24 protein-coding genes and 1 pseudogene are annotated in these 21,688 nt (G+C 72.1%); 14 read left to right on the plus strand and 11 right to left on the minus strand.

The genetic code is table 11. From position 1 onward, the window contains the following. The first annotated feature begins 8 nt into the window (after positions 1-8). Together FB563_RS28565 and FB563_RS28570 are read left to right on the plus strand one after the other, a co-directional pair. Complete coding sequence (locus tag FB563_RS28565) at positions 9-692, plus strand: uracil-DNA glycosylase (protein ID WP_055709114.1); 684 nt, start codon at positions 9-11, stop codon at positions 690-692. A gap of 202 nt (positions 693-894) precedes the next feature. Further along, a complete protein-coding gene (locus tag FB563_RS28570; RefSeq protein ID WP_142218975.1) occupies positions 895-1,350 on the plus strand; it encodes a hypothetical protein in 456 nt (151 codons plus the stop codon). A 35-nt stretch (positions 1,351-1,385) separates the two neighbouring features. On the opposite strand, the gene FB563_RS28575 is transcribed toward FB563_RS28570, so the two are convergent. The 3 genes from FB563_RS28575 to FB563_RS28585 all read right to left on the minus strand — a co-directional run bounded on the left by FB563_RS28575 (position 1,386) and on the right by FB563_RS28585 (position 3,112). Next, entirely contained in the window at positions 1,386-1,850 is a 465-nt protein-coding gene (locus FB563_RS28575; RefSeq protein ID WP_142218976.1) for a hypothetical protein, read from the minus strand. Positions 1,851-1,965: 115 nt separating this feature from the next. Beyond that, on the minus strand, positions 1,966-2,478 hold the full coding sequence (locus tag FB563_RS28580; RefSeq protein WP_142218977.1) for a DinB family protein: 513 nt from the start codon (positions 2,476-2,478) through the stop codon (positions 1,966-1,968). A gap of 43 nt (positions 2,479-2,521) precedes the next feature. Then, complete coding sequence (locus FB563_RS28585) at positions 2,522-3,112, minus strand: TetR/AcrR family transcriptional regulator (RefSeq protein ID WP_055708406.1); 591 nt, start codon at positions 3,110-3,112, stop codon at positions 2,522-2,524. Between the two features lie 104 nt (positions 3,113-3,216). On the opposite strand from FB563_RS28585, the gene FB563_RS28590 reads away from it, so the two are divergent. Both FB563_RS28590 and FB563_RS28595 read left to right on the plus strand, forming a co-directional pair. Further along, positions 3,217-4,386: an FAD-dependent monooxygenase gene (locus FB563_RS28590; RefSeq protein ID WP_055708407.1), complete on the plus strand. Its 1,170-nt coding sequence runs from the start codon at positions 3,217-3,219 to the stop codon at positions 4,384-4,386. 11 nt (positions 4,387-4,397) lie between these two features. After that, positions 4,398-5,309 (plus strand): Gfo/Idh/MocA family protein, encoded by a 912-nt coding sequence (locus tag FB563_RS28595; protein WP_055708408.1) that lies wholly within the window; start codon positions 4,398-4,400, stop codon positions 5,307-5,309. On the opposite strand, the gene lnt is transcribed toward FB563_RS28595, so the two are convergent. From lnt to FB563_RS28610, 3 genes are all read right to left on the minus strand, one after another. Further along, on the minus strand, positions 5,227-6,801 hold the full coding sequence (gene lnt, locus FB563_RS28600) for an apolipoprotein N-acyltransferase (RefSeq protein WP_055708409.1): 1,575 nt from the start codon (positions 6,799-6,801) through the stop codon (positions 5,227-5,229). The two genes, FB563_RS28595 and lnt, sit on opposite strands and share 83 nt — an antisense overlap. A gap of 154 nt (positions 6,802-6,955) precedes the next feature. Continuing rightward, positions 6,956-7,432: a nuclear transport factor 2 family protein gene (locus FB563_RS28605; protein WP_055706629.1), complete on the minus strand. Its 477-nt coding sequence runs from the start codon at positions 7,430-7,432 to the stop codon at positions 6,956-6,958. A gap of 241 nt (positions 7,433-7,673) precedes the next feature. Next, a complete protein-coding gene (locus FB563_RS28610; RefSeq protein WP_055706628.1) occupies positions 7,674-8,279 on the minus strand; it encodes a TetR/AcrR family transcriptional regulator in 606 nt (201 codons plus the stop codon). A gap of 116 nt (positions 8,280-8,395) precedes the next feature. Between FB563_RS28610 and FB563_RS28615 the strand changes: the two genes are divergently transcribed. The 3 genes and pseudogenes from FB563_RS28615 to FB563_RS28625 form a co-directional block, all read left to right on the plus strand. Next, entirely contained in the window at positions 8,396-9,313 is a 918-nt protein-coding gene (locus FB563_RS28615; protein WP_055706627.1) for an alpha/beta fold hydrolase, read from the plus strand. A gap of 186 nt (positions 9,314-9,499) precedes the next feature. After that, positions 9,500-10,129, plus strand: a complete 630-nt coding sequence (locus FB563_RS28620) for a hypothetical protein (protein WP_055706626.1) — start codon at positions 9,500-9,502, stop codon at positions 10,127-10,129. Positions 10,130-10,265: 136 nt separating this feature from the next. Next, positions 10,266-10,484 (plus strand): annotated as a pseudogene (locus FB563_RS28625) (DUF4291 family protein); the annotation flags it as partial. A 27-nt stretch (positions 10,485-10,511) separates the two neighbouring features. On the opposite strand, the gene FB563_RS28630 reads toward FB563_RS28625, so the two are convergent. Together FB563_RS28630 and FB563_RS28635 are read right to left on the minus strand one after the other, a co-directional pair. Beyond that, positions 10,512-10,691: a hypothetical protein gene (locus FB563_RS28630; RefSeq protein WP_079048802.1), complete on the minus strand. Its 180-nt coding sequence runs from the start codon at positions 10,689-10,691 to the stop codon at positions 10,512-10,514. 113 nt (positions 10,692-10,804) lie between these two features. Next, on the minus strand, positions 10,805-11,344 hold the full coding sequence (locus FB563_RS28635) for a DUF1877 family protein (RefSeq protein ID WP_142218978.1): 540 nt from the start codon (positions 11,342-11,344) through the stop codon (positions 10,805-10,807). Between the two features lie 294 nt (positions 11,345-11,638). Here FB563_RS28635 and FB563_RS28640 point away from each other — a divergent pair, with 294 nt between their 5' ends. Genes FB563_RS28640 through FB563_RS28650 form a run of 3 tightly spaced genes read left to right on the plus strand, consistent with a single transcriptional unit; the run spans position 11,639 to position 14,468 of the window. Next, positions 11,639-12,820 (plus strand): Gfo/Idh/MocA family protein, encoded by a 1,182-nt coding sequence (locus FB563_RS28640; protein ID WP_055708879.1) that lies wholly within the window; start codon positions 11,639-11,641, stop codon positions 12,818-12,820. Further along, a complete protein-coding gene (locus FB563_RS28645; RefSeq protein WP_055708878.1) occupies positions 12,817-13,746 on the plus strand; it encodes a DUF6807 domain-containing protein in 930 nt (309 codons plus the stop codon). Before FB563_RS28640 ends, FB563_RS28645 begins: the two co-directional genes overlap by 4 nt. After that, the gene (locus FB563_RS28650) at positions 13,740-14,468 is read left to right on the plus strand and encodes a cupin domain-containing protein (RefSeq protein ID WP_055708877.1); all 729 of its coding nucleotides are present in this window, start codon (positions 13,740-13,742) and stop codon (positions 14,466-14,468) included. Before FB563_RS28645 ends, FB563_RS28650 begins: the two co-directional genes overlap by 7 nt. 102 nt (positions 14,469-14,570) lie before the next feature. Here FB563_RS28650 and FB563_RS28655 read toward each other — a convergent pair whose 3' ends face one another. After that, positions 14,571-15,050 (minus strand): winged helix-turn-helix transcriptional regulator, encoded by a 480-nt coding sequence (locus tag FB563_RS28655; RefSeq protein ID WP_055708876.1) that lies wholly within the window; start codon positions 15,048-15,050, stop codon positions 14,571-14,573. Positions 15,051-15,187: 137 nt separating this feature from the next. Between FB563_RS28655 and FB563_RS28660 the strand changes: the two genes are divergently transcribed. Beyond that, a complete protein-coding gene (locus tag FB563_RS28660; RefSeq protein ID WP_055708875.1) occupies positions 15,188-16,366 on the plus strand; it encodes a thiolase family protein in 1,179 nt (392 codons plus the stop codon). A gap of 3 nt (positions 16,367-16,369) precedes the next feature. Here the strand turns inward: FB563_RS28660 and FB563_RS28665 are convergent, their stop codons facing one another. Further along, positions 16,370-17,137 carry a TVP38/TMEM64 family protein gene (locus tag FB563_RS28665; protein ID WP_142218979.1) on the minus strand — a complete coding sequence of 256 codons (768 nt, stop codon included), beginning with the start codon at positions 17,135-17,137 and terminating at the stop codon, positions 16,370-16,372. Between the two features lie 98 nt (positions 17,138-17,235). Next, positions 17,236-18,387 (minus strand): glutathione-independent formaldehyde dehydrogenase, encoded by a 1,152-nt coding sequence (locus FB563_RS28670; protein WP_055710319.1) that lies wholly within the window; start codon positions 18,385-18,387, stop codon positions 17,236-17,238. 152 nt (positions 18,388-18,539) lie between these two features. Between FB563_RS28670 and FB563_RS28675 the strand changes: the two genes are divergently transcribed. From FB563_RS28675 to FB563_RS28685, 3 genes are all read left to right on the plus strand, one after another. Further along, entirely contained in the window at positions 18,540-19,262 is a 723-nt protein-coding gene (locus FB563_RS28675; protein ID WP_055710320.1) for a DNA alkylation repair protein, read from the plus strand. A gap of 283 nt (positions 19,263-19,545) precedes the next feature. Then, positions 19,546-20,718: an elongation factor Tu gene (gene tuf, locus FB563_RS28680; protein ID WP_055710321.1), complete on the plus strand. Its 1,173-nt coding sequence runs from the start codon at positions 19,546-19,548 to the stop codon at positions 20,716-20,718. Between the two features lie 24 nt (positions 20,719-20,742). Continuing rightward, on the plus strand, positions 20,743-21,588 hold the full coding sequence (locus FB563_RS28685) for a spermidine synthase (protein ID WP_055710322.1): 846 nt from the start codon (positions 20,743-20,745) through the stop codon (positions 21,586-21,588). The last annotated feature ends 100 nt before the right edge of the window (positions 21,589-21,688 follow it).

A 21,688-nucleotide genomic window follows, 5' to 3' on the forward strand; every position in this document is an offset into this window, starting at 1 on the left:
ACGTTGACGTGACCGACATCGCCATGCTGCCCGAGTCCTGGCGCGGGGTTCTGGGCGACGAGCTGCAGCAGCCCTACTTCAAGGAGCTGACCGAGTTCGTCGAGGAGGAGCGGGCGAAGGGTCCCGTCTACCCGCCGCGCGAGCAGGTCTTCGCCGCGCTGGAGGCGACGCCGTACGAGCAGGTCAAGGTCCTCGTCCTCGGTCAGGACCCGTACCACGGCGAGGGCCAGGGCCACGGCCTGTGCTTCTCGGTGCGCCCCGGAGTGAAGACCCCGCCCTCCCTGCGCAACATCTACAAGGAGATGCAGGAGGAGCTGGGCCTGCCCATCCCCGACAACGGCTACCTCATGCCGTGGGCCCGCCAGGGCGTGCTGCTGCTCAACGCGGTCCTCACGGTCCGCGCCGGCGAGGCCAACTCGCACAAGGGCAAGGGCTGGGAGAAGTTCACCGACGCGGTGATCCGCGCGGTGGCCTCCCGCCCGGACCCGGCGGTCTTCGTGCTGTGGGGCAACTACGCCCAGAAGAAGCTGCCGCTGATCGACGAGGAGCGGCACGTGGTGGTCAAGGGCGCGCACCCCTCCCCCCTGTCCGCGAAGAAGTTCTTCGGCTCCCGCCCCTTCACCCAGATCAACGAGGCGATCGCCGCGCAGGGACACGAGCCGATCGACTGGCGGATCCCGAATCTGGGCTGAGGGCTGAAGGGGCCGGGGGAAAGCGCCCCCGAAGGGGGCGCGGGGCCGTGTCGATATGCGGCTCCGCCGCGTGGGCGCGACCAGCCGCAACGGACCCGCAGTCGACCCCCGGCTCACGGCACAACGGCGCCGCCTGGCCCAGAATCCGGGCGGCGCCGTTTAACGTCAGCACCACACGTCGGTCGACAGCCCGGAGGGCCCCGTGGCGGAGCAACAGGAGCAGGCGGCACCCGATGCCCTGCTGACGCGGATCGGGCAGGTCGTGATGCTGCACCACGGCGGCGACCGCGAGGAGGCCCGCAGCCGCTTCCTGAACCTGTGGGCGGAGATCTGCGAGGACGGCGACCCGCTGCACCGCTGCACCCTGGCCCACTATCTGGCCGATACCCAGGAGGACCCGGAGGACGAGCTCGCCTGGGACCTCAGGGCGTTGTCGGCGGCGGAGGAGCGGGGCGCTCCGCGGAGCGTGCGGGGGTTGTTCCCCTCGCTCCATCTCAATCTCGCCGCCGACTACGTGAAACTGGGCCGGGACGAGGCGGCCCGCAGCCATCTGCACCGGGCACGCGAGTTCGCCGCCGCGCTGGCCGACGACGGGTACGGCGATGGGGTGTGGGCGGCCATCGACCGAATGGAGTGGCGGCTGGGGGAGGGCGCCTAGGAGCGTGCCGGGCCGTCCCGTCGTGCCGGTGCGGCTCAGTGGCCGTACGTCTGTTCGCAGATCCTCGCCTCGGCGCTGTCGTCGCGCCAGCCGCCGTACTGTTTGCCCAGGGCGCACACGTTCGGGGCCCGGGGGGCCGTGTTCGGGAGTTCCGGGGCGGTGGGGTGCGGCTGCCGGGGGTGCTCGCGGTGACGCGGGGAAACCGGCGGGGCGGCCGGCGGACGGTGGGCGACCGGCGGTACCTCGGCCGGGTGCCGCGGGGCCGCCGGAGGCCGGTGCTTCGGATGCGGGGACGGGCCCGTCATCTCCAGGGCCTCCTGGGCCGGTGCCTGCACCGCCCGGGGTTCGGTGCTGCCGTCCGGCCGGGGTGCCGTCGGGAGCGAGGGGGCTGTGTCCCCCGGCGGCGCGGGGGTCGCGGGGCGCGGTACCGTCACACAGCCGGAGAGGGCCGAGACGGCCACGGTGACCAGGAGCGCTGCGGTCGTCGTCGTTCGATGCACCCGGTCAACTCTGCTGGTTCCAGGCCCGGGTTGGGGCCAGGGAGCCGAGGTTGATGCCCCCGCACGGGTGATCTCGTGCCCCGTACGGAGGGTTTTGGTGTGCCGGGGCTGACGCTCAGTCCCCGGTGGCGCCGTCGATCCGCTCACGGATCAGGTCGGCGTGGCCGTTGTGCCGGGCGTACTCCTCGATCATGTGGGTGTAGATCCAGCGCAGACTGAAGGGGTCGTCACGGAACCGGCTCTTTCCCCGGGACAGGTCGTCGAGCTCGAAGCCGGCCGCGTTGCGCCGGGCGACCTCTATCTCCGCCTGCCAGGTCGCGTACGCCTCCTGCCAGGTGTCGGCCTCGGTGAGGTGGAACTCGCCGTCCCGGTCCTCCTCCGTGTAGTAGATCGGGCCGGGGTCGTCGCCCACCAGCACCTTGCGGAACCAGCCCCGCTCCACCTCGGCCATGTGCCGCACCAGGCCCATGAGGGACAGCTCGGAGGGAGGCACGGACGCGGTCCGCAACTGCTCGTCGGTCAGTCCCTCGCACTTCCAGGCCAGGGTCCGGCGGTGGTAGTCCAGCCAGCCCTCCAGCATGGCGCGTTCACCGGCGTTCTGGTCGGGCTCTCGGCGTTCGATCGTCATGCCCGTATCGTCACCGAAGATCATGCCCCTCCACCAGGGGTTTTCACCGGCCCAGCAGCCCCGCGAGCAGTTCCCGCAGACCGGTGCGGATCTCCTCGAGGCCCGGTTGCTCGGCGCTGAACGAGCCCGCCGCGCAGGAGAACATCAGCCCGTCCGCCCAGGCGACCAGGGACAGCACATGCCGGGCCGGGGCCGGGGAGCCCGCGGCGGTGAGCACGGCGGCCAGCTGTTCCTTGAACACGGCACCGGTCCGGTCGTAGAAGGCCCGCAGCTCGGGGCGGCGCGTGGCCTCCAGGGCGAGTTCGTAGCGGGCGATCAGCAGGGGGCGCCCCTGGGTCAGGGAGCGGTGCACGGCCAGGGCCAGCCCGTCGGCCAGCGCGTCCGCGCCGCCGCTCGGATCCGGCAGTTCCGCGACGTCCAGCACCCGGGCCTCGCGCTCGGCGTGCCGTCGTACCGCCAGTTCCAGCAGGGCCTGCCGGGTGCGCGCCACGTTCGACGTCGAGCCCGGCGGCAGTCCGGCCGTCTCGTCCACCGCCCGGTGCGTCAGCCCGCGCATCCCGCGCTCGGCGAGCAGGGCGAGGGCGGCGTCGGCGACGAGATCGGCACGGGAGGCGCTGGGCGTGCGTACGGACATGAGGCGACCCTATCTGTCTCACTACGGGTGTAGTAGAGTCGCCGTTCACTACAGATGTAGTCCGGGTTGAACGCGGATCGCGGAATGGGGAATCGGGAGGAGCCATGGCTCGGTCGGGACGCGCGGTCGTCATCGGCGGCGGCATCGGAGGTCTGGCCGCGGCGGCGGCCCTGCACCGCAGGGGCTGGGACGTGACGGTGCTGGAGCGGGCGCGCTCCCTGGAACCGGCCGGCGCGGCCATCTCCCTGGCCCCGAACGCCCTGCGCGCCCTGGATGTGCTCGGCATCGGCGAGGAGATCCGTGATCTGGCGGCCTGGCAGGGAGACGGCGGACTGCGCACCCCCGGCGGGCGGTGGCTGTCCCGGACGAGCGCCGAGGCGGCCGCCGCCCGCTTCGGCGGCCCCCTGGTCCTGCTGCCCCGCGCCACCCTGGTCGACCGGCTCGCCGCCCTGCTCCCGCCCGGTGCCGTCCGCACCGCGGCCGCCGCGTCCCTCACCGATCCCGGCGACCGCCGGCGGCCCGCCCGGCTGAGCATCGGCGACGACGAACTGGCGGCCGAGCTGGTGGTCGGCGCGGACGGCATCAACTCCCGTGTGCGCAGCGTCCTCTTCCCGGCTCATCCCGGCCCGGTGTACGCGGGGTTCACCACCTGGCGGATGCTGATCGCGGTGCCCGGCGTGGCGTTCGCCTCGCACGAGACCTGGGGCCGGGGCCGCATCTGGGGCACCCATCCGCTCAAGGACGGCCGCGTCTACGCCTACGCGGCGGCCATGACCCCGGCCGGCGGACGGGCACCCGACGACGAGAAGGCCGAACTCCTGCGTCTGTTCGGCGACTGGCACGACCCCGTTCCCGCCCTGCTCGCCGCCGCCCGCCCCGAGGACGTGCTCCGGCACGACGTCCACCACATCGTCACGCCCCTGCCCGCCTACCACTTCGGCCGGGTGGCCCTGCTGGGCGACGCCGCCCACGCCATGCCGCCGACCCTCGGCCAGGGCGGCAACCAGGCCATCGAGGACGCCGTGGTGCTCGCGCACCACTGCGACGACCTCGCCGCCTACACCGCCGCCCGGCTGCCGCGCACCACCGCGATCGCCCGCCGAGCCGTCCGGGTCGCCCGCGTGAACATGGCCGCCAACCCCGTCGCCGTCGCCGTACGCGACACCGTGGTCGCGGCCCTGTCGAAGGCCGGACCGGCGCTCTTCCTGCGCGGCTTCGACGACATCGCCGACTGGCGGCCCCCGTATGCTGCCGGAGAGGCAACCAAGCGGTAGGGGAGAGGCACGTGAAGGTCGGCTGCATCGGGCTCGGGGACATCGCGCAGAAGGCGTACCTGCCGGTGCTGGCGGTGCAGCCGGGCGTCGACCTCCACCTGCAGACCAGGACGCCCGCCACCCTCGACCGGGTCGCGGACAGCCTGCACCTGCCGGCCGGCCGGCGGCACACCACGCTCGACTCCCTGCTCGGCGCCGGTCTCGACGCGGCCTTCGTGCACGCGCCGACCGCCGTCCACCCCGAGATCGTCACGCGGCTGCTCCAGGCGGGCGTACCGACGTACGTGGACAAGCCGCTCGCCTACGAACTCGCCGACTCCGAGCGGCTGGTGACCCTCGCCGAGCAGCGCGGGATCTCCCTGTTCGTCGGCTTCAACCGCCGGTACGCACCCGGATACGCCCAGTGCCTGGAGCACCCGCGCGAGCTGATCCTCATGCAGAAGAACCGGATCGGACTGCCCGAGGAACCCCGCTCGATGATCCTGGACGACTTCATCCACGTCGTCGACACCCTGCGGTTCCTGGTGCCGGGCCCGGTGGACGACATCACGGTCCGCGCCCGCGTCGAAGCCGGGCTGCTGCACCATGTGGTGCTCCAGCTCGGCGGGGACGGTTTCACGGCCCTCGGCGTGATGAACCGGCTCAGCGGCTCCACCGAGGAGATCCTGGAGGTCTCCGGGCAGGACACCAAGCGTCAGGTGGTCAACCTCGCCGAGGTGATCGACCACAAGGGCCAGCCGACCGTGCGCCGCCGCGGCGACTGGGTGCCGGTGGCCCGGCAGCGCGGCATCGAGCAGGCGGTCCTCGCCTTCCTCGACGCCGTGCGCGCCGGGAAGGTGCTCAGCGCCCGGGACGCGCTGGCGACTCATGAGCTGTGCGAGCGGGTGGTACGAGCGGTTCGGGACCGCTCCGGCGCGTCCTGAGCGCCCGCATCCCCTCGGTGGCGCACCACACGGCCAGCACCAGCAGCGCGCCGTGCACCGGCCAGTCGCCGTAGCGGACGTACGGGGTGATGCCGTGGGCGAGCGGCACGTCGTACACGCGGGCGCCGCTCGCCTCGGTGCCGAGCCACGGGCCGAGCCGCTGCCCGCCGGGGCCGTACACGGCCGAGACGCCGGTGAGGGTCGCGTGCACCATCGGGCGGCCGGTCTCGGCGGCCCGCAGCGCGGCCAGCGAGGCGTGTTGCTCCGGGGCCCAGCTGTCCTGGAAGGTGGAGGTGGCGGACTGGCCGAGCAGGACATCGGCGCCGTCCTCCGCCAGATGCCGGCTCATGTCGGGAAACGCGGTCTCGAAGCAGATCAGCGGGCCGATCCGCAGCCCGTGCCCGACGTTCATCACGACCTGCTCGGTGCCGCGCCTGCGGTCCTCGGCGGCCGCCTTGCCGACCGAGGTCGCCCAGCCGAGGAGCGAGCGGGCCGGTATGTACTCGCCGAAGGGCACGAGCCGCATCTTGTCGTACCGGTCACCGGTCAGGCCGTCCGGACCGACCAGCACCGAACTCTTGTAGATGCCGGGCCGGTCGGAGCGGCGGGCGTCCACGTTCACCAGCACGTCGGCCCCGGTCTCGCGGGACAGGGCCCCGATCCGCCGGGCCAGGTCGGGCCGGTGGCCCAGGTCGTACCCGACGCTGGACTCGCCCCACACGACCAGGTCGACATCCTGCCCGGCGAGCCGCCGGGTCAGCTGCTCCTCGCGGTCGAACCGCTTCCCGGCGCTGTCGGGCCCGTCCATGATCCCGGGCTGTACGACGGCGATCCGCACCCGCCCGTCGACGTCCGGGTGCGGTGCCCAGGCCCACGCGGCGGAGGTCGCGGCGGCCGTGGCGACCAGCGAGGCCACCGCCGGGACGCGGGCCTCGCGCACGGACATCAGCACGGCCGCGGCCACGTTGACGGCCACCACCAGGAAGCTCAGCAGCCACACTCCGCCGACCGAGGCCAGCCGCAGCGCCGACGACACCTGCCACTGGCTGGCGCCCAGCATGCCCCAAGGCCCGCCCAGGCCCTGCCAGGACCGCACCAGCTCCACCATCAGCCAGCCGGACGGCAGCACCAGCAGCGCGGCGGCGCCCCGCCCCGGCGTCGGCTGCTCGCCCAGGAAACGGCGCACCAGCCAGCCCCAGGGCGCCCACAGCGCACCCAGCAGGACGGCTATCAGGAAGATGAACACGTTCAGGCTCGGCAGCAGCCAGTGATGCACGGCCAGCAGGAAGCCGAAGCCGCCGCTCCAGCCGTCGTACGCCGCGCGGCGCCCGCTCGGCGCCGAGCGGGCCAGCAGGATCCAGGGGACCAGGGCGACGTAGGCGAACCACCACAGTGCCGGCGCGGGGAACGCGAGCACCGGGAGCGCGCCGGCCAGTGCGGCGATGCCGGAGCGCCGCCAGGGGGAGGTGAGCCAGTGGTTGATCGTCCTCATGTGGGCCCTCCTACCCTGCACTTCTCCCAGTGTGCGCGTCAGGAGCGATCTAGGACAGGGGGCATGGAACCGGTGCGCCTCGGAGCGCGGGTGGTGGCGTGTCGTGGGGCGTCCGCGGCTCGTCGTTCGTTGATCGCGCAGTTCCCCGCGCCCCTTACGGGGTTGCGGTCCCCGTGGCCGGCAGGCGGCGCCACTTTTCATCGACGATCACCTCGCGCAGGCGCCAGCCCTCCGGGGTGCGCAGCAGCCCGAAGTCATACCGGCCACCGCACACCAGGTCCGGCGCCGTCGGGGTGCCGTTGGTCGCGAAGCGCATCGGGTTGAGGTAGTCGGCCCGTACCGAGGCGGTGTCGCCGGTGTCGTGCTCCAGGAGGCCGAAGCGGACCTGGCGGTTGACGATCAGGTGCTGGCGCATGGCGAACAGGGCCAGGTTCTCGGCGAGCCATGCGGCGATCTGTCCGGCGTCGCCCTCGATGCCGCCGGCCGATCGGTAGTCGGCCCGTCCGTCCGCCGTGAACAGCATCCGGTACGCGGGCCAGTCGCCGTCGTCGACCGCCACCGCGTACGCGGTGATCAACTCGTCCACGGCCAGCCGGTCCATCACGGTCGCGAGCTCAGCGCGCTGGGTCATCGGCACAGTGTTGGGCATGGCGGGCGCGGAGCCAAGAGGCGCGCCGGGGCAATCGGTGGTCCGGCGATATTCGGTGGGGCGTGGCGGCCCGGAGCCCCGAACCTCTTGTCATGAACGATCAACCCATCGAGCCCGAACCGAAGTTCCGCATCCGCGCTTGGGACACGGACTCCACGGTCAGCGTGTATCAGGCCTACCACTCATCGAGCCGCGTCCATGGACCGTCAGCGTGCGAACTCTGTCAACCGACCTGGAAGATCCGGTTCAGATGACGATTCAGGATCGCGGCTGCAGACTCCGGGCTGCGCTGGCCGACGAGGATGCTGGTGCCGAGTCCGGCTGACATGGCGAGCAAGCCGGCCGCTTCGTCTCTCGCATCGATTCCAGGCCCAGTGAGACCGGCCTCTTGCGCCTCCCGGAGGAGCCCGGTGAGGGCGTCCTCGGCGGCATCAGGGTTCGCGATGAAGGGCTGGGCGGCAAGGGCCTCGTCGGTCACGGCCAGGACGGCGTACGAGGTGTAGAGGAAGTGGAACGTACGGCTTTCGTCATCGGTCGGTAGTGCCGCCATCAGCAGCGCCTCGATCACGGCGCGTGGGCCCGGACTGCTCCCGGCGGCTCGAACCCGGGCGCTGACCCGTTGTCCGAACCTCTCCGTCAGATGGTGCAGCCCGAAGAGCAGCAGCTTCTCCTTGGTCTCGAAGTAGTACTGGACCAGCCGGAGTGACACGCCGGCCTCCGCTGCCACATCGCGCATCCCCACGGCGTGCAGCCCGTTCCGCCCCGCGGCCCTGACGAGTGCCTCGGCGATCTCGGTTCGTCGTTGTGCGTGGTCCACGCGTTTCGGCATCGGTTGCGCCTCTCGTCCGTCCGCGCCGGTTGCTCTGCTGTTTTCATGATACGGCTGTATCAAGTTAATGATACGGTCGTACCACGATCGAGTTGTCGCCTCTGGAGGTGCCTGCCGTGTCCGAGACCACGACCCACGAACGGGTCCGCCCCGACGTAGGGCGGTATGTGAGCGACGCCCTTCGCGAGCGCTACTTCTCCGCGTGCGAAGCCGTGTACGCCATGGGTGCGTCGGCTGTCGCGGAGGAAGACGTGGAGACCAGCTTCGGGACGACGCACGTCTACCGGTACGGCCCCGACGACCCGGCCGGCGTCTCCCGCACCCCGGTGGTCCTGGTACATGGAGCGGGCAGCTGCTCCGCGATGTGGTACCCGAACACCAAGGCGCTCAGCGCCGAGCGCCCCGTCTACGCGATCGACACACCAGGCGACCCCGGCCGCAGTGTTCAGCGTGAACCCATTCACCAGCCCGAACGTGCCGCCCAGTGGCTGGACGAGACACTCGCCGGACTCGGCCTCGACCGCGTCCACCTGGTTGGTTCCTCCTATGGAGGATGGCTCGTTCTGAACCAGGCACACCGCAGGCCCGCACGCCTCGCCTCGGCCACCCTGCTCGACCCAGGCGGCCTCGAGAAGGTCGGCCTGCGTTTCTTCGTCTGGATTTTCGTCAGCCTCTTCGCGACCTTCGCGCCCAAGGGACTGCGCCCTCGACTGGCGGCCTGGCTGGAGCAGCCGGTCCTCGTCGTGCCCCAGTTGCGCGCGATGATCAGGGCAGGCGTCCGCGCTTACCGCATTCGCCGCCCGGCTCCGCTGCCCCTGACCGAAGAGGAACTGTCCACTATTCGCACCCCGCTCTATCTGGTGCTCGGCAAGCGAAGCCTCCTTGTGCATCCGGCGCGGCAAGTGGAGCGTGTTCCGCGGCTGATACGGGGCGCCCGGGCCGAGATCGTCTCGAACACCGGTCACGGACCGCAGATCGACCATGCGGACGAGGTCAACCGCCGGATGTTGGATTTCATGGACTCGATCGGCTGACGGGTGCGGACCCGGGCGGGTCTCGGCCGCGATCTCGGGTCCAGTGACCGTCTCCCGTCAAAGGGTTGTGAGCGCGGCTTGACCTGGGTCATCAAGCCGCGTTTACGGACTCCAGGGACGCGTTGCTGCCTCCCGGTCTGTATCAACGCTGTTGGGTGAATCCGCCGGAGTATGGATCATGGCTGCGTGACGAAGTGGACGAAGAGCGAACCTCCGGTCGAGCAGCCAGGTCCCGAGCCGGAGTTTTCCCCGTACCAGCACGCGATGCGGCAAAGGCTCCTCGCGGCCCCGGTAGTGCCGGCGCCCGAGCCCTGGCAGCGCATCGCTTACGTCCCGGTCGGCGGACTTCTCGGTATCGGCTTCGCCTCGCACCCCGGCACCGGCCAGGACCTGGTGATGGTCGTCTCGCACGACGGTCATGGTCTCTTCGACGCCGCCACGGGAGAGAAGATCGCGCGGGATCGTGACCCGGACGCCGAGGACGGCAACCGTGATGCGGATCCCGCTCTGTGGTGTCCTGGGTTGGGACCGGTCGCCGGAAGCAGAGTGCGCATCGCCGGGCTTTTCGGAGGAGGGTTGCACACCACCAGCGGAGACGGTTGGAAGCTGGAGGTCGTCGCCCCGGCCTGGCCGAACGAGCGTGTCCTGCTCTCCCGCGACGGCGGTTTGCCCCACTCCGGTCCGCACGGGGAACGCTGGTGGCACATCTTCCACTCCAACTACTCCGAGCTCCGTGCCGCCGGATTCTCGCCCTCCGGGCAGACCCTCGCCGTGGCGACGAGCAGCGATCTGTCCCTGTGGACGGCAGTCTGCTGATTCTCGCCGACCATCGGGTGCGGGCCATGACGTTCCAGGTACGGCCCGTTGCGGTGGTCTGCGGCCGGTCATGAGTGTCCAGCTCCGCAATGGGGTTGTGAGCGCGGCTTGACGTGGGTCACCAAGCCGCGTTCACAGACCCTTGCCCTACCGGTCGTTGCAGCTCGGCCTCGCCGGGGAGGCGGCGGCGCGGTATGCCGACGAGTGGGTCGTGGGCATCGAGGACGTGACGCCGCCGGCCTCCGAGGTGCACGGCCTGGTGCGGGCCGGTGAACTGGCGGGGGCGACAGGGCTGTTGCCCGAGGAACGGCCGTATCCGGTGGCGGACGGGGTGCTCGCGCATCTGCGGGCGTAGGCCGGTGGCGGCGGGGCACCATCCGGGTCAGGCGGCCTCGATGACCTCACCGCGAACCGCCTCGGCCCACTCGACCACCAGCAGCTCGTACTCGACGCGCTCCTGGGCCGACAGGGTGGCGCCCGCACGCAGCCACAGCGCCCGGATCTGCTCGTTCACCTCGGCGGCAGACCGCACGGAACCAGAGGGCGGGACATCGGGGGACATGGGCACAGCCTAGGGCCAAGCACTGACACTGCGCTACCGCCCGGCTACACAGAGGGGGTGCGGTTGGTCACCGTCGCTGTCGCCGGCCGTCAGGTCGTCAGGTCGTCGGGTCGTCAGTCGATCCAGACCACCACGCACATGCCCTGCCGGTCCGCCTCACGGAAGAAGGCGCGGGTGGCGGCGAAGTGCCCGGCCAGGTAGGCCCGTACGTCACCGCTGAAGCCGGGGAATCCGCAGGCCGTGGCGGCCGCGGATGGCGTCGTGGGCAGCCGGGCGAGGACGCCGTCCAGGTCGAGTCGGTTCAGGGCACGGGAGATGTCCGAAACAGCGGCTACGGACAGCAGCCGGGGCGGACCGCCGAATCCGTCGTGTACGTCGGGGTGGTCGAGGAAGCCCACGTCCCCGCCGGCGTCCCCGCCCCCGCCCCCGCCCGCGTCGCCGCCGGTCACCCGGTCGAGCAGGCGGGCCGCGGCAGGGTCGGCGCCCAGGCCACGGCAGAACCGCAGCAGTCCCCACAGCGCCCAGTCCGTGTCCAGGGTGCCGCTCTCCGGCGGGTCCCAGCCCGGCGCGGCGTCGGGGGAGTCGAGCGAGGATGCCCGGCACCGCTCCAGATACTCGGGAGTGACGCGGGCGAACCGCTGGGTGAGGGCCATGGACGTCTCTCCGGCCGGACCGTGCCGCGCTCGGTCGCCGAACTGCGCCGCGTGCGGGCCCAAGGCGCCTGCCTGGACAAGCGCGACGGTAAAAAGTGATCAAACGACGAGAGCAGCGTAGTCGGCCGGAGTCACTGCGCCGAATCGGCGGTCGAACGGTTCAGCCGCTCCCTGGTGTTGACCGGTCCCGGCGCCTCCGCTTACGTTGCAGCGCAGGAGAAAGCGCTTGCTGAACATGCTCGCCGCATCGTCGGCCCGCGCGCCCGCCGTACCGGAGGAGTGCTGAACCCGCCCATGCCGCCCTCTCCCCTCCCGCCCAGGCCCGACCGCTCCCGTCCGCCGACCCGGTTCACCGGCCGCCGTATCCGTGCCGTCGTCATCGGCACCGGCGCCATCGGGCGCGGCTCCCATCTGCCGGCGCTGGCCCAGCTCGCGCGGGAGGGGGAGGTAGAGGTCGTGGCCGCCGTCGACATCGACCAGGGCGCCGTCGAGGCCTTCTGCGCCGAGGGCGGCATCCCGCACGCCTACACCGACCTCGACCGGATGCTGGCCGAGCAGCGGCCCGACCTGGTCAGCATCTGCACCCCGCCGACCCTGCACCGCGCGCAGACGCTGGCCGCGCTGCGCGCCGGGGCCTGGGTGTGGTGCGAGAAGCCGCCGGTGCCCTCGCTCGCCGACTTCGACGCGATCGAGGCGGCGGAGGGCGCGGACGGCGGGCCGTACGCGGCGATCGTCTTCCAGCACCGGTTCGGCTCGGGATCCCGGCATGTGCGCCGGCTGCTCGCCGAAGGGGCCCTCGGGCGGCCCCTGGTGGCGCACTGCCAGACCACCTGGTACCGGGACACCGCCTACTACGCCGTGCCCTGGCGGGGCCGCTGGCACACCGAGGGCGGCGGCCCGGCCATGGGGCACGGCATCCACCAGATGGACCTGCTGCTGGATCTGCTCGGCCCGTGGAGCGAGGTGCGGGCCATGGCTGGGCGGCTGGTGCACGACGTCGAGACCGAGGACGTCTCCACCGCGCTGGTCCGCTTCGCGAGCGGGGCCCTCGCGACCGTCGTCAACAGCGTGCTGAGCCCCGACGAGGTCAGCCGCATCCGCATCGACTGCGAGCGCGCGACCGTCGAGCTGACCCACCTGTACGGGCACGCCAACGACGACTGGCGCATCACCCCGGCCCCCGACGTACCCGCCGAACTGGCCGAGCGCTGGCGGGACTTCGGCCCGGACGTGCCCAGCTCCCACCTGGCCCAGCTGCGCGAGCTGGTCGCGAGCATGCGCGCGGGTGAGCGGCCGCGCAGCAGCGGCGCGGACGGGCGGACGAGCCTGGAGCTGATCACGGCCCTGTACAAGTCGGCGTTCACCGACACGACCGTCCGCGCCGGCGGCATCGGGCCCGGCGACCCCTACTACGCCGCCCTGCACGGCGGCGCCCCCGGCTGGGCGCCGGTGACCGCCGACGAGGTCCCGGCATGACCGGCGTACCGCGGGTGGTCCACGCGCACGGCGACCGGATCACCGTCTCCGAAACGGCCACGGGCGTCGACCTGTTCGCCTACGTCTACCGCGCCGAAGCCGCCTGGGAGGCGCCCCGCCCCTACCTGCACCCGGTCCGCACCCTCACCGGCGCCGTCGTCACCGACCACCGCCCGAACGACCATCGCTGGCACAAGGGCCTGTCCCTGACCGCCTCGCACCTGTCCGGGGCGAATCTGTGGGGCGGCAACACCTATGTGCACGGGCAGGGATACCTCGAACTGCCCGAACGGGTGGGTTCGATGCGCCACGCCGGCTTCGACGAGGTCTCGGCGGCCGACGGCCGGGCGGTGATCGCCGAGCGGCTGACCTGGCATCCGTACGACGGCGAGCTGTGGGCGGAGGAGGAGCGGCGGATCGAGGTCCATGACATCGACCACGACTCCGGCTCCTGGGCGCTCACCTGGACCAGCGCGATCACCAACCGGCGCGCCGAGCCGCTGCGCTTCGGCAGCCCCACCACCGCCGGGCGCGAACTGGCGGGCTACACGGGCCTGTTCTGGCGGGGTCCGCGCGCCTTCCGGGAGGGGCGGATCATCGGCCCGGAGGGGGAGGGCCCCGCACTGATGGGCACCCAGGCGCCCTGGCTCGCCTACTCCGGCGAACACGACGGGATCGACGGCCACGCCACCCTCGTCTTCGCGCACGCCCCGGAGAACGACCACTCCGGCGCGGGCGGAACCCACCCCGCCCACTGGTTCGTCCGCAACGACCCCTTCGCCGCCGTCGCCCCCTCCTGGTCCTTCTTCGAGGAGCTGGAGCTCGCCCCCGGCGACGCGCTCCGCCGCCGCTACCGGGTCGTCGTGGCGGACGGTGCCTGGCAGCGGGCGCACGTCGTCACGTACCTGGAGGCACATCCGTGGTGAGCTCCGGGAAGCACACGTTCACCGGTCTGCCGGGCGGGATCGCCGTGTCCCGGCTGTGCGTGTACGACTGGCCCGCCGCCGACGGGGCGCGTGGCGGAACTCCCCATATGCACCTGGCCTGTTCGGAGGCGTACGTCGTCACCGGCGGCCGGGGCGCCGTGCAGACGCTGACCACGTCCGGCTACGAGGTCACCCCGCTCGCGCCCGGCACGGTCGCCTGGTTCACGCCGGGCACCATCCACCGGCTGGTCAACGACGGCGATCTGCGCATCACCGTCCTCATGCAGAACAGCGGGCTGCCGGAGGCCGGGGACGCGGTGCTCACGCTCCCACCGGAGTACCTGGCCGATCCGGAGGCGTACGCCGCCGCGACCACGATCCCGGCGGACGCGCCGGAGGCGGAGCGGGAGCGGGCCGCTCGCGCTCGGCGTGACCTGGCTCTGGAGGGTTACCGGTCGCTGCGCGAGGCTTCGGGGCCGGAAGCGCTGGCCGCCTTCCACCGGGCCGCCGTTGCGCTCGTCCGGCCCCGGGTCGCCGAGTGGCGGCGGCGTTGGCGGAGCGGTGCGCTGGCTGCGTCGGATGCGACAGGCCGGCATCTGGATCAACTGGCGGCGGGCGACGCCGCCCACCTTGCCGAGGCGGTTGTACAGGCGGAATTTCCCTTTGAGCAGGGGCGATGGGGGATGTGCGGACGGCTTGACGTCTACGGTACGCCGCTGTAGGCGCCGCACTGGGCCGTCGAGCGGCTGCCGGTCCGTTGTGGCTGGTCGCGTGCACGCGGCGGAGCCGCATATCGATACAGCCCCGCGCCCCTTCCGGGGCGCTTACGCCGCTGTCGGTCCGGTCAGAGTCCACCCCGGCGCCTGCGGATGCGCCGTGAGGTCCTCGTGGCGGACCTCCTCCCCGCAGGCGCGGCAGGTGACGACCGGGACCAGTTCGTTTCCGCAGACGTGCTCGACGGCCATGGGCAGGTCGGCGCCCTTGCGGATGTGGCGGTCGCCCCACTCCTTGAGGGTCATGAGGACCGGCTCCAGTTCGAGGCCCGCCTGGGTGGGCCGGTACTCGAAGCGCTGCGGGCGCTCGCTGTAGACCCGCTTGGTGAGGATCCCGGCGTCCACGAGCCGGCGCAGCCGGGTGGCCAGGATGTCGCGGGGGGCGCCGATGTTGCGCACGAGCTGGTCGAAGCGGCCGTTGCCCAGGCACACCTCGCGCAGGACGAGCAGGGAGTACTTCTCGCCGACCAGCGCGAGCGCGTCGGCGATGGAGCAGGGGCGCGGGTCGTGGGCGGTCTTTCGTGCGGCCATGAGGGCCAGTCTAGAGGAGGGTTTGTTTTTCCAACCCGTCAAGCTATGGTGGGTTTGGATTTCCTACTCACTGGTAGCTGTCGCAGCCCGCCGCCCGGCTCGCTGCGGACAGCCAGGCGGCCAAGGAGGCCCGCGCCATGCGCGACGCAGTGATCGTCGAAGCCGTACGCACCCCCATCGGCAAGGGCAAGCCGAACGGCTCCCTCGCCCATGTCCACCCCGTGCAGCTGCTTGCCCACACCCTGCGCACCCTGGTCGAGCGTTCCGGCGTCGACCCGGCGCTGATCGACGACGTCATCGGTGGCACCGTCGACCAGGTCGGCGAGCAGGCCATGAACACGACCCGGTACGCGGTCCTCGCCGCCGGCTTCCCGGAGACGGTGCCGGCGACCACGGTGGACCGGCAGTGCGGCTCCTCCCAGCAGGCCGTCCACTTCGCCGCGCAGGGCGTCATGTCCGGGGCGTACGACCTCGTCGTCGCCTGCGGTGTGGAGTCGATGAGCCGGGTGCCGATGTGGTCCAACGTGCCCGCAGGAAAGGACCCCTTCGGTCCCGGCGTCGCCGAGCGCTACCCCGAGGGCCTGGTCCCGCAGGGCATCAGCGCGGAGCTGATCGCCGCCAAGTGGTCCCTCACGCGTACCCGGATGGACGAGTTCGCCGTCTCCTCGCACCACAAGGCCGCTGCGGCCTGGGACAAGGGCCTGTTCGACCCCGAGATCGCGCCGCTGGACGGCGTCGCCCGCGACGAGTGCGTCCGCCCCGGCAGCACCCCGGAGATCCTCGCCGGCCTGAAGCCCGCCTACTACGACCCCGCCTTCGCCGAGCGCTTCCCGCAGATCGAGTGGAACGTCACCGCGGGCAACGCCAGCCCCATCAACGACGCCGCCTCCGCCGTCCTGATCACCTCCGGTGACACCGCGGCCCGCCTCGGCCTGCGCCCGCTCGCCCGCCTGCACAGCTTCGCCGTCACCGGCTCCGACCCGCTGCTCATGCTCACCGGAGTCATCCCGGCGACCGAGAAGGTGCTGCACCGGGCGGGACTGAAGCTGGCCGACATCGACCTCTTCGAGGTCAACGAGGCCTTCTCCAGCGTCGTACTGGCCTGGCAGCAGGAGACCGGCGCCGATCTGGCCAAGGTCAACGTGCACGGCGGCGCGATCGCCCTCGGCCACCCGCTCGGCGCCAGCGGCACCCGGCTGACCACCACCCTGGTCCACGCCATGCGCGAGCGCGGCGCCCGTTACGCCCTGCAGACCATGTGCGAGGCCGGCGGACTGGCCAACGCGATGATCCTCGAGGGCCTCCGACCGGAGTGACCCCTACCGGCGGCGCAGATGGTGACGCTTGCGCCAGGCCACCACCGCGCCCAGCAGCGCCGGTACGGCGATCCCGGCCATCGCGATCAGGAAGGCGGGGGATGTCGGCGCGGAGGCGCGGGCGCCGGCGACCGCGTAGGCGGCGGTGTTCGGGATCGAACCGACGGCAGTGGCCAGCAGGAACGGCCACCAGCCCATGCGGGAGACGGCCGCGCAGTAGTTCGCCGCCCAGAACGGCACACCCGGGAAGAGGCGGGCGGCCAGCATGGACCGGAACCCGTGCCGGCTCAGCTGACCGTCGGCCGCCCTGAGCCAGCGGCCCCGCAGCAGCGGGCGCAGCGCGTCCTGCCCGAGCACCCGCCCGAGCCCGAAGGCCACGCCCGCCCCGAGCACCGTGCCCGCCAGCGCCGTCGCCAGTCCCAGCTGCGAGCCGAACAGCGCGCCCGCCGCCAGGTTGAGCAGGGGGCGCGGCACGAACGCCACGGTGCACAGCCCGTACGCCACGCCGAACACCGCGGCCGCCGCGGCCCCGCCCAGCTGCGGCGGCCAGCCGTGCGTCAGCAGCCGCTGCGGCTCGAAGACCAGCACGCTCGCGGCGGCACCGGCGAGCAGGGCGAGCAGCAGGGACAGCCGGGCACGGGGATGCGCCAGCGCCCGCCCGCACCGACCGGCGAAACCGGCGCGGGGCAGGGGTGACACCGGTACGGCGAGCTCCGTGGCGGCGGCCCGGGGAGGGGCCGTGGCGGTGCCAGAGCGGTTGGCATCGAGCATCCGGTGACATTAACCGACGAACGCGTGTGATCGCCGTCAGGTCCGCCGCACCCAGCGGGTCCGGGCACCCGTGGCGCCCGGACCCGTGGTCCCGTGTCTCACGCGGCGAGAGCGTGACCGGGGTGCAGTACCACCTTGGTATAGCCCTCGATCCGCTTGTCGAACTTCTCGTACGCCTGCGGCGCCTGGTCCAGCGGCAGCTCGTGGGAGACCACGAAACTGGGCTTGGCGCGCCCGGCGATGATCAGGTCGCGCAGCTGGCGGTTGTACCGCTTGACGTTGCACTGACCGGTGCCCATCTGCTGGCCCTTCTCGAACATCTTGCCGATCGACACCAGCAGCTGGCCGTGCCTGGCGTGGTCGTCGGGGCCGCCCGGGTCCGCGGGCACGTACAGACCGGGTACGCCGAGCATGCCCGTCGGCCGTACCGTCTGGACCAGCTCGTTGAGGACGATGGCGGGCTCCTCGTGGCTGGCGTCGTGCGCCTGGGCCTGGTAGCCGACGGCGTCGACACCCTTGTCGGTGCCCTCGCCTCCCGTCTGTTCCTTGATCTGCTCCGCCGGATCGCCCTTGGTGAAGTCGATCGGGATGGCCCCGATCTCCTCCGCCTTGGCCAGCCGCTCGGGCACCCGGTCGACGGAGAACACCTTCGCCGCACCGCGCAGCAGCGCCGAGTAGGCGGCCATCAGCCCCACCGGTCCGGCGCCGTAGACGGCCACGCTCTCGCCAGGGGAGACCTGGGCGAGTTCGCAACCGTGGTAGCCCGTCGGGAAGATGTCGGCGAGCAGCACGAAGTCCGTCTCGAACTCGTCGCCCGGAGGCAGCTTCAGACAGTTGAAGTCGGCGTACGGCACCCGCAGCAGCTCGGCCTGGCCGCCGATGAACGGGCCCATCGCCACATAGCCGTAGGCCCCGCCCGCGAATCCGGGATTGACCGTCAGGCAGAAGCCGGTCTTGCCGGCGAGACAGTTCTTGCAGAATCCGCAGGCGACGTTGAACGGCATCACGACACGGTCACCCTGGGACAGGGAGGTCACCCCGCTGCCGACCTCCTCGATGATGCCGAGGTTCTCGTGCCCGAAGACGATGCCCGACTCGGCCGCCGTGCGGCCCTCGTACATGTGCAGGTCCGAACCGCAGATCGCGGTCGACGTGACGCGTACGAGCACATCGTTGGGATGCTGGATCCGGGGATCCTGGACGTCCTTCACCACCACGCTGAAGGGCTCTTCGTAGACGACGGCTTTCACCTCTGTCACCTCCGCCGCTTCACCGCCACTACTTCCAGGGAACGCCGGTGCCGAGGGGGGTGCAACCCGCGTCGGAGGGGCGCTGCGCCGCGGTTCGAGGCGCGTGATCGGACAGCCGTGATCGAACGGGTGTGCGATAGTATCGTTCCTTCATGACCGCCTTGGGTACGGCCCCGCCGCACGTGCCGCCCAGTGCTCTCGCCGACACCGTGCTGGAGCGGCTGGCGGCCGTGTTCGCGGCCGCCGCCGATCCCGGGCGGGCCGGACCGATGCGGGCGTACATGAAGGACGTGGCCCCCTTTCTCGGCATCCCCACGCCGGACCGCCGCACCCTGTCCCGCACCGTCCTCGCGGGCACCCCGCGCCCCGACGAGGCCGACTGCACCGCGATCGCGCTGCGCTGCTGGTCGCTGCCCGAGCGCGAGTACCACTACTTCGCCGTGGACTACCTGCGCCGGCACGCCGCCCGGTGCTCCTCCGGCTTCCTGCCGGTGGCCCGGCACCTCGTCACGACCGTCCCCTGGTGGGACACCGTCGATCTGCTCGCCGCCCACGTGGTCGGGCGCCTGGTCGCCGCCGACCCGCGGCTCACCGCCGACATGGACGCCTGGATCACCGACGGCGACCGGTGGCCGGTGCGCACGGCCCTGCTCCACCAGCTGACCCGCAAGGAAGACACCGACGCCGAGCGGCTGTTCGGCTACTGCCTGCTCCAGTCCGGGCATCCCGACTTCTTCGTCCGCAAGGCGATCGGCTGGGCCCTGCGCGAGTACGCCAAGACCGACCCCGAGGCGGTACGGGCCTTCCTGGCCCGGGAGCGGGGCAGGTTCGCGCCGCTGACCGTCCGGGAGGCGCTGAAGAACATCGGCGCGTGAGCATCCCCGGCGGGCGGACCTCAACTCACCGGCAGCCGAAAATCGTTCGACGCCGGACGTCTGCTCGGCGATGATCGACCGCATGTTCCGGTACGCCTTCCTCCTCGCAGCATCCGCCGTCGCGGATGCGCCGAAGGCTGCCGTCCTGATCCTCGTGGCCGCTGTCGACGGCGCCCGAAGCTGACCCTCTCCGGAACGTCCGGCGGACCCCGCAGGGGGAGGGTCGGCCAGTCCCCGGGGTCCCGCGTTTCTCCTACCGGCTGAGAGGCTTCGAGGTACAGCCATGTCCAAAACGGCCTACGTGCGCACCAAGCCGCACCTGAACATCGGCACCATGGGTCATGTCGACCACGGCAAGACCACCCTGACCGCCGCCATCACCAAGGTCCTCGCCGAGCGCGGCACCGGCACCTTCGTGCCGTTCGACCGCATCGACCGGGCCCCGGAGGAGGCCGCCCGCGGCATCACCATCAACATCGCGCACGTCGAGTACGAGACCGACACCCGGCACTACGCCCACGTGGACATGCCGGGGCACGCCGACTACGTCAAGAACATGGTCACCGGCGCCGCACAGCTCGACGGGGCGATCCTCGTCGTGTCCGCGCTCGACGGGATCATGCCGCAGACCGCCGAACACGTGCTGCTCGCCCGGCAGGTGGGCGTCGACCACATCGTCGTCGCGCTCAACAAGGCCGACGGCACGGACGACGAGGAGCTCGTCGACCTCGTCGAGCTGGAGGTCCGCGACCTGCTCACCGCCCAGGGCTACCCGGGCGACTCCGTACCCGTCGTGCGGGTCTCGGGACTACGGGCGCTGGAGGGCGACCCGCGCTGGACGGCGGCCGTGGAGGCGCTGCTCGACGCGGTGGACACGTACGTGCCGATGCCGGAGCGGTATCTGGACGCGCCGTTCCTGCTGCCGGTGGAGAACGTCCTCACCATCACCGGTCGGGGCACGGTCGTCACGGGCGCGGTGGAGCGGGGCACCCTCCGCCTGGGGGACCGGGTCTCGGTTCTCGGCGCCGGGGTGGACAGCGTGGTCACCGGGCTCGAGACCTTCGGCAAGCCGATGGAGGAGGCGCAGGCCGGGGACAACGTGGCGGTGCTGCTGCGGGGGGTGCCACGGGACGCCGTGCGACGCGGGCATGTGGTGGCGGCGCCGGGGAGCGTGGTGCCGGCGCGGCGGTTCTCGGCGCGGGTGTACCTGCTGGCGGGGCGCGAGGGAGGTCGTACGACGCCGGTCGCGACCGGGTACCGCCCGCAGTTCTACATCCGTACGGCGGACGTGGTCGGTGACGTCGACCTCGGTGCTGCGGGTGTGGTCCGGCCCGGAGAGACCGTGGAGATGACGGTCGAGCTGGGGCGGGAGGTGCCGCTGGAGCCGGGGCTGGGGTTCGCCATCCGTGAAGGTGGTCGGACGGTCGGAGCGGGGACCGTGACGGCGGTCGGGTAGCGCGGTCACCCCCACAATGGAGAGGTGAACGATCCCATACCCGTGACCCGCACCACCGATCACGGCACCGCCAAGCTCATGCCCGATGTCGATCGCGACCGGGCCTGGCTGCTGACCGTCGACGGGGCGCCGCAGTCGTACGTCGATCTCGACGATCCGGCGCATCTGGAGTTCGAGTACGCGCGGCGGCTCGGGTATGTGCTCGACGCCGTGGCGGAGGCCGGGCGGCCGCTGGACGTGCTGCACCTCGGCGGTGGGGCGCTGACGCTGCCGCGCTATGTGGCGGCCACCCGGCCGGGCTCGCGGCAGGACGTCGTCGAGGCCGACCGGGGGCTGCTGGAGCTGGTCGCCGAGTATCTGCCGCTGCCGGCGGGCTCGGGTGTCGCGGTGCACGCCGCCGACGCCCGGGCCTGGCTGGAGGCGGCGCCGGACGATCACGCCGATGTGCTGATCGCCGACGTCTTCGGCGGGTCCCGGGTGCCGGCGCACCTGACCACGCTCGCCTACGCCCGCGAGGCCGAGCGGGTGCTGCGGCCGGGCGGGGTCTATCTGGCCAATCTCGCGGACGCCGCGCCGTTCGGGTTCCTGCGGTCCCAACTGGCCACGCTCGGGGCCCTTTTCGAGGAACTGGTGCTGATCGCCGAGCCCGCGGTGCTGCGCGGCCGCCGGTTCGGCAACGCGGTGCTCGCCGCGGCACACCGGCCCCTCGACACCGCCGCGCTGGCCCGTCGTACCGCTGCGGACGCTTTCCCGGCGCGGGTCGAACACGGGGCGGCGCTGCGGGAGTTCACCGGTTCCGTCCGTCCTGTCGAGGACGCCGACGCCGTACCGTCCCCCGAGCCCCCCGGCGGGGCGTTCGGCATCGGCTGACGCGGCGGCGACCATCACCCCGGTGCCGGGGCAGCCGGTCCGCGCGAGCGTCGGCCTGCCCAACTCGCCCGGCAGCGCGCTCCTTTGACTGCCATGACGC

The sequence above is a fragment of the Streptomyces puniciscabiei genome (assembly GCF_006715785.1).
Lineage (GTDB): Bacteria > Actinomycetota > Actinomycetes > Streptomycetales > Streptomycetaceae > Streptomyces > Streptomyces puniciscabiei.

What these genes read in the sequence shown, in the direction of transcription:
- FB563_RS28580 (WP_142218977.1), bottom strand. Translation starts at nt 2,478, where the DNA reads ATGACGATCGAACGCCGAGAGCCCGACCAGAACGCCGGTGAACGCGCC.
- FB563_RS28585 (WP_055708406.1), bottom strand. Translation starts at nt 3,112, where the DNA reads ATGTCCGTACGCACGCCCAGCGCCTCCCGTGCCGATCTCGTCGCCGAC.
- FB563_RS28590 (WP_055708407.1), top strand. Translation starts at nt 3,217, where the DNA reads ATGGCTCGGTCGGGACGCGCGGTCGTCATCGGCGGCGGCATCGGAGGT.
- lnt (WP_055708409.1), bottom strand. Translation starts at nt 6,801, where the DNA reads ATGAGGACGATCAACCACTGGCTCACCTCCCCCTGGCGGCGCTCCGGC.
- FB563_RS28605 (WP_055706629.1), bottom strand. Translation starts at nt 7,432, where the DNA reads ATGACCCAGCGCGCTGAGCTCGCGACCGTGATGGACCGGCTGGCCGTG.
- FB563_RS28610 (WP_055706628.1), bottom strand. Translation starts at nt 8,279, where the DNA reads ATGCCGAAACGCGTGGACCACGCACAACGACGAACCGAGATCGCCGAG.
- FB563_RS28630 (WP_079048802.1), bottom strand. Translation starts at nt 10,691, where the DNA reads ATGTCCCCCGATGTCCCGCCCTCTGGTTCCGTGCGGTCTGCCGCCGAG.
- FB563_RS28635 (WP_142218978.1), bottom strand. Translation starts at nt 11,344, where the DNA reads ATGGCCCTCACCCAGCGGTTCGCCCGCGTCACTCCCGAGTATCTGGAG.
- FB563_RS28640 (WP_055708879.1), top strand. Translation starts at nt 11,639, where the DNA reads ATGCCGCCCTCTCCCCTCCCGCCCAGGCCCGACCGCTCCCGTCCGCCG.
- FB563_RS28645 (WP_055708878.1), top strand. Translation starts at nt 12,817, where the DNA reads ATGACCGGCGTACCGCGGGTGGTCCACGCGCACGGCGACCGGATCACC.
- FB563_RS28655 (WP_055708876.1), bottom strand. Translation starts at nt 15,050, where the DNA reads ATGGCCGCACGAAAGACCGCCCACGACCCGCGCCCCTGCTCCATCGCC.
- FB563_RS28660 (WP_055708875.1), top strand. Translation starts at nt 15,188, where the DNA reads ATGCGCGACGCAGTGATCGTCGAAGCCGTACGCACCCCCATCGGCAAG.
- FB563_RS28665 (WP_142218979.1), bottom strand. Translation starts at nt 17,137, where the DNA reads ATGCTCGATGCCAACCGCTCTGGCACCGCCACGGCCCCTCCCCGGGCC.
- FB563_RS28675 (WP_055710320.1), top strand. Translation starts at nt 18,540, where the DNA reads ATGACCGCCTTGGGTACGGCCCCGCCGCACGTGCCGCCCAGTGCTCTC.
- tuf (WP_055710321.1), top strand. Translation starts at nt 19,546, where the DNA reads ATGTCCAAAACGGCCTACGTGCGCACCAAGCCGCACCTGAACATCGGC.